This window comes from Mesorhizobium sp. M0678, assembly GCF_040320505.1.
In the GTDB taxonomy this organism is placed as follows: domain Bacteria; phylum Pseudomonadota; class Alphaproteobacteria; order Rhizobiales; family Rhizobiaceae; genus Mesorhizobium.
This window is the reverse complement of sequence record NZ_JAMYPT010000072.1, coordinates 1-1,364: the sequence shown is the minus strand read 5'-3', so window position 1 is coordinate 1,364 and position 1,364 is coordinate 1. Positions and strand designations below refer to the sequence as shown.

The following is a 1,364-nucleotide window of genomic DNA, read 5'->3' as shown; positions in this document are numbered from 1 at the left end:
TCGCTCTCGAAGATCCGGAACGTCTCTGTGAGGAGTTCCATGAAGAGATCGACTTCCGGCTCTGTTATGATCAGCGGAGGGGCTGCCAAGAACCATTCGCCGAATTTGCCGCTGGCGGCACGGCGGGCATAGATGTGCAAGCCGAGGTCACGCGCAATCTCCGATACGCGGTAGGAAGCCTGCTTTGAGCCCGGAAAGATCGCTTTCGTAGTCTTGTCCTCGACGATCTCGACCGCATTGAGTAGGCCCTTCCCCCGCACGTCGCCGATCGTTGTTGTTCGGTCTTTCAGGGCATTGAGCTTCCGGCGCAGCAGCAGGCCCATCCGCTCTGCATTCTGCATCAGGTTCTGGTCCAGCATCTCGTTCAAGACCGCCAAGGCGATTGCCGAGGAGAGGGGATTGCCGGAATAGGTGTGGCCATGGAGGAATCCACCCGACTCGACGACCTTATCCACGATCTTGTTCGGAGCGATCATCGCACCGAACGGAGTGTATCCGGCGCTTAGGCCTTTTGCGCAGACCACAAGATCGGGTAGGGCATCTGGCCAGTGGTGGGCGGCAAGGAACTTGCCGGTCCGGCCGGCGCCGCTCATGACCTCGTCAAATATCAGCAGGACGCCGTAGCGATCGCAGATCTTCCTCACTTTCGAATAGTAATGGTCGGGCGCCACCAATGCGCCGGTGGCGACGCCGCCGACCGGCTCCATAATGAATGCGAGCACTGTTTCCTCGCCTTCAGCCAGGATCTGCCTCTCCAGTTCCTCCGCGCAATAGTCGGCGTACGAGTTGACGTCATAACCTTCCGGTATCCGGTAGCTGAGGGGAGCTGGTACCTTAGGCATGATCTGCATAATCGGGCCGAAGATTTTGTCCCGGTCGGGATCGCCGGTAACGGCGGCGGCGCCGAGTGTAGCGCCGTGATAGCCGGGCATGCGTGCAAGGATCTTGCTGCGCTTGGGTTGCCCCGACACCACCGCATATTGGCGCGCGAGCTTAATCGCGGACTCTACCGCCTCCGAACCGCCTGAAACGAGGTACGCCTGGTCGAAGCCGGGGCCCGCCAGCCTTGGAATCAGCCTGCAGAGCTCATCGGTCGCCTCGCAGGTGAAGGCCGTGCGTACGACGTAGCTGATGCGGTTGGCCTGATCGATCATCGCGTCGCGGATGCGCTCGTTGCCGTGGCCTATGTTGGCGACGACCGCGCCGGACGAACCATCAAGATAGCGCTTGCCGTTGGTGTCCCAGAAGAAGATTCCCTTGGCGTGCGAAACGGCGAACGTTTCGCTGGCACCACGGCCCGCGTAGAAGGATGTTCCGGACGCTTCTTTCCGAGCGGGTTTTGGGGCTGAGGTCAGTGTGGACAT

Annotated in this window: 1 protein-coding gene; it reads right to left on the bottom strand. The window is 60.6% G+C overall.

The genetic code is table 11. From position 1 onward, the window contains the following. Positions 1-1,364, bottom strand: a 1,364-nt coding sequence (locus NKI29_RS33320) for an aminotransferase family protein (RefSeq protein ID WP_352798693.1), incomplete at both ends; no start/stop codon positions are given.